This window comes from uncultured Mailhella sp. (assembly GCF_905187505.1).
Classification (GTDB): domain Bacteria; phylum Desulfobacterota; class Desulfovibrionia; order Desulfovibrionales; family Desulfovibrionaceae; genus Mailhella.
This window is the reverse complement of record NZ_CAJJIC010000199.1, coordinates 1-2,267: the sequence shown is the minus strand read 5'-3', so window position 1 is coordinate 2,267 and position 2,267 is coordinate 1. Positions and strand designations below refer to the sequence as shown.

The 2,267-nt window shown below is 56.0% G+C and carries 3 protein-coding genes; all 3 read left to right on the top strand.

Annotated elements, in window-relative coordinates:
- The coding region (locus tag QZZ60_RS11285) for a MarR family winged helix-turn-helix transcriptional regulator (protein WP_367119422.1) at nt 1–415 on the top strand (415 nt) is incomplete at its 5' end.
- Nucleotides 416–574: 159 nt separating this feature from the next.
- A complete protein-coding gene (locus tag QZZ60_RS11280) occupies nt 575–952 on the top strand; it encodes a cupin domain-containing protein (RefSeq protein WP_295641457.1) in 378 nt (125 codons plus the stop codon).
- Nucleotides 953–1,295: 343 nt separating this feature from the next.
- Complete coding sequence (locus QZZ60_RS11275; RefSeq protein ID WP_295641456.1) at nt 1,296–1,592, top strand: hypothetical protein; 297 nt, start codon at nt 1,296–1,298, stop codon at nt 1,590–1,592.
- The last annotated feature ends 675 nt before the right edge of the window (nt 1,593–2,267 follow it).

Sequence of the window (2,267 nt, the reverse complement as noted above, 5' to 3'; positions counted from 1 at the left end):
TCAACCCATACTCAACTACGCCAGCCGCCTGCGGGAAGCCGGAAACACCTTTATTCTCGAGGAACTGGCAAAAGTCGGACTGCACGACATCGCCCCGAGCCACGGCGACATTCTTGCCCAGCTTCTTGCCGGTGACGCGCTCAACATGAGCGACCTGGCTCTGCATGCCCACCGCACGAAGTCCACGGTAACGACGCTGGTGACAAAACTTGAAAAGCACGGCTACGTCGAGCGCATCCCGGACCCTGAGGACTCCCGGGGAGTCAAGGTACGCCTCACCGACAAGGGGCGTCAGCTCAAACCAGCCTTTGAAAACATTTCCGAAGGCCTTCAACGCCTCATCCTTTCCAGAATCACGGAAGATGAAGCGCGTGAGCTGGAACGCCTTCTGAAAAAATGCGTGGAAGAGGACTGACGGTCTGCTCCGGCTGCGCATTCCAGGCAGACGGACCGAAAACGTTCTTCTCCCGTCAAATATGACAGACAGTGCATTGCAATGATTGCGCCCTTCACGGTATGACGTCTGTTCATGCGGACAATTAGTTTGATAACGAATAAAAAAGGAGCACATCCCATGGCAAATTACAAGCTCGCCTCCATTGATCTTTCCGCCGCGAGAAGCGAACTGCACGACCTGCTCGGCCTCACCGGAGCGGAAATCTCCTGCAACACGCTGCCTGCAGGCGTGTCCGTCCCGTTTGTGCACGCCCACAAGCAGAACGAAGAAGTCTACCTTGTTCTTGAAGGAGCGGGAACACTGTACGTCGACGGAGTGGAAACGCCCCTGAAGGCCGGAGACTGCTTCCGCATCGATCCCGCAGCCGAACGCTGCATACGCGCTGCCGCAGACAGCGCCATCCGCTTCATCTGCGTGCAGGTAAAAGCCGGAAGTCTCGGAGGATTCACCATGAACGACGCCACGCTGTCCGACAAAAAGCCGAGCTGGCTGTAAGAACTCCCGGACTGCCCTTCTCCGGGCGTCAGTCCGCCTGCTCTCCTTTGCCTGAAGGTCCGTACGAAACCGCGACAACCTCTGCTCGCTGACGTACGGGCCTTTTGTCTGCTTCTCAGACGCCCGAAAAGAAGACATCCACACAGACCGAACCTCGGCCGTTCACAAGAGCCTCTCACTTTCCACCGTTCCGCCCAAAGAAAGGGAAACTGACGTCTTCCATGGCGTACGCATGTCGGACTTCCCCCGGCCCTCATTCTTAGCCCGGCAGAGCATCATGGCGTCGGGAAGAGCCCCAGGGCCGCCTTCCGGATTTTGCAGCATTGCAATAAGAATAAGGCGCATGCCGAGGAGCAAGTCAAACCACACAAAGTCGGAAAAGCCGATCTCCATCATCCGTTGGAAGAATGTGACGGACAGAAACTCTTTTAATGCTGCCGCCTTTCATTCCCAGAGCATGATGTTCATGCCGGACCAAATGATTCCTTCTGAAAAATTTTTCTGGCCTGACAACAAAGAGCACAAAGAACGGAACATCCTTGGCGGCGTCCCGTTCCTGCCCCTTTTCAGGGGGGCGTCAACAATGTTGCGGCATGCTGCGCCGTTCATGCGGAAGGCTTCTGTGGAAAGAACCGATTGACAACTTCCCCAGCTATGCTAATTCAAAATCATAGTCCCAATAAAATTAACACATTACAAATTTGAGGCCCGTTATGCCCACCAGGCGCTCCTTTCTTCGTACGCTAGTGACCCTTCTGACTGCCGGTACGGCCGCTTCCGCCCTGTCCGGATGCGTCGTGCCACCGCCCCCGCCTCCGGGACACCGCAAACCCAGACCCCGCAAGAAACCTCACCCCAAGGGACATCGTCCGCCGCCCCCGCCTCCGCCGCCCCACAGATACTGGTAAAGCCGGTCGAAAACGGATGACGGCAATTGCGTCGCCCTGAGCCTTTGTCCTTTCCTGTTCTGACAAGCACACGCGCCACTTGCAGCACTCCTCGGCCGACAGACAGGAAGCTTCCCGTTTCTCTCTTCGGCAAGGACTTCTTTGCGGCTTTTCCCTGTCTTCAGGGCAATATCATGCCCGCAGGCATGCCTCAATGTGCCGAAGCTCCTCAGGGAAGAATACAAGAAGAAGGATAAAACACATAAAAGAAGGCCTCATAAGGTGATTCCTTATGAGGCCTTGAGTTTTCATCTGGTCGGGATGGCAGGATTTGAACCAGCGACCCCAGCGTCCCGAACGCTGTACTCTTCCAAACTGAGCCACCGCCCGCCAACGACTACGAATATACCCGGACCTTCTCCAAACGG